The sequence below is a fragment of the Sporosalibacterium faouarense genome (genome assembly GCF_016765695.1).
Taxonomy (GTDB): Bacteria; Bacillota; Clostridia; order Tissierellales; family VENL01; genus Sporosalibacterium; species Sporosalibacterium faouarense.
Genome location: NZ_JAETGO010000067.1, coordinates 1 through 2,001 on the forward strand (window position 1 = coordinate 1; position 2,001 = coordinate 2,001).

The following is a 2,001-nucleotide window of genomic DNA, read 5'->3' on the forward strand; positions in this document are numbered from 1 at the left end:
AACAAACTCACCTTTTTCTATTTTTAGTTCTGCATCCTTTAATGCATGTACCTGAGTTTCACCATCTCCATATTTTTTATTTAACTCATAGGCTTCTAAAATACTCATACAATTCCCCCTGTTTTATGTATAATATTTCCATTGAGTTTATTATATCAGAGATTTTTCTGAAAATTGTAAATATTAAATTTATTTAATGTTTATTAATTTATACTTATTAGTCTAAGAAAATTAAGATGGATGATTTCTTTTAATAGGACTTTTCTTAAGATATATGTCGCAAGAATCTTTAATCATTTTTATAAAAAATATACTACGACTAATTTAAGCCGTAGTATATACTCTTAATCTATTGCTCTTATTGATTCAACTACATTAAGAGATATAGCTTTTCTTAATGGCAATAAGGTTGACAATACTGTCAATATCGTAGTTATTAAACACGCTGAAATTATAGATATATAGTCAAATTCTAATTCTAAATCAATCCCTCTTCTAGCAGAATAATATACTAAACAAATCAATGCTATACCAACAATAGAACCTATACCAGAACTAATCAACCCATAAAACAAACCTTCCTTTGTAAGAACCTTTCTCAATTGTTGATTCGTCATTCCAAGTGCTCTTAGCATTCCAAATTCCCTACGTCGTAGTATTACATTTATAGTCATAATATTCACTATATTAACTAATCCAACTAATATAATAACTCCTATTAGAATATATAAAATTGATGCAATTTCCAATCTAAACCTTTCATACATCGCCAATTGATCTCTAAAAATAGTTAACTTCCCGTACTTCTGGTTATTTGCTATTTCATTTAATTTTTGTTCTATACTTTGTATATCTCCATCTTCAGTAACATTAATATCTATTTTTTGATATCCTTTTAGCCCAAGGTATTTTTCCATATCGTTTGTAGACATAAATATAATTGAATCTCCATCTCTTGCGTTAAATGTTATAGGTGGTTTCTTTAAAACTTTTGCCACCCTAAATATTTTACTCATACGAATCCGATTTGGAAAATGTTTATAACTAAACTTCACTTGTACTTTATCATTCTTGACTACATTAGTAATATCTTGATAGTTAAGGTTTTGCATAATATATAAGTTTGGTAGCTTATCACCTTGTTCAGCCATAGGTTCATATATTCCGCTTTCTTTTAGTTTTTCTTCTGATAATCCTACAAACATTGAACTCACTGTATATGGCCATTCCTCGTCCACATCTTTATTTATGGTGGGGTCATCTTTATTTTCTTCAAATCCTTTTTCAGATAAATGACTTTTTTTAAGTTCTAAAGAACTGTGATAAAACTTCATTTTTTCTATGGATTTAATTCCATGAATATTCTTAATTTCATTAATTACTTCTTCTGAATATCCAATAGGTTCATCACTTATCTGCAATGATAACACATAATCAGAATCTATACTCTTTTGAACTTGATAATATGGATTTAAGTTCTTGACAAGATAATTTGCTGTTATAAAAAGAGCTATACTAATACTAATTGATATAACTGTTGCATAAAATCTTTTTTTATTCCTTACTAAGTTAGTAAATGCTATTTTACCTGTATATCCAAACATCTTTTGAATCACTTTATTTTTGTTTTTCTTCTTACTTTTTCCTTTACTATTTTCTATTATATTTCCTTCTATGTTCAAAGACTCTATAGGTGAAATCTTAGAACTGATTCTAGCAGGACTTATGGAAGCAATTATTATAGATATAAAGCCTATTATCATTGGAACAATAACATTAAATAAGTTTAAATCTCCTTGTGATTTCATGCCAATAATATTGTTAATAATCCTTAAAATAAGTTTAGTACCTAAGCCACCTACTATAACTCCTATGGGAACAAAGATGAGTGCCAATAAAAGTGCTTCTCCAATAAGAATTTTTTTCAATTGCTTTGGCGTTAATCCAATGGATCTTAATAGTCCGAAATGTCTTAGTCTCTCTACAGATGATATATTAAAT

At 27.7% G+C, this 2,001-nt stretch carries 1 protein-coding gene; it reads right to left on the reverse strand.

Annotated elements, in window-relative coordinates; all coding sequences use genetic code 11:
- Nucleotides 1–344: 344 nt before the first annotated feature.
- On the reverse strand, nucleotides 345–2,001 hold a 1,657-nt coding region (locus JMO20_RS12890), incomplete at its 5' end, for an ABC transporter permease (protein WP_202710095.1).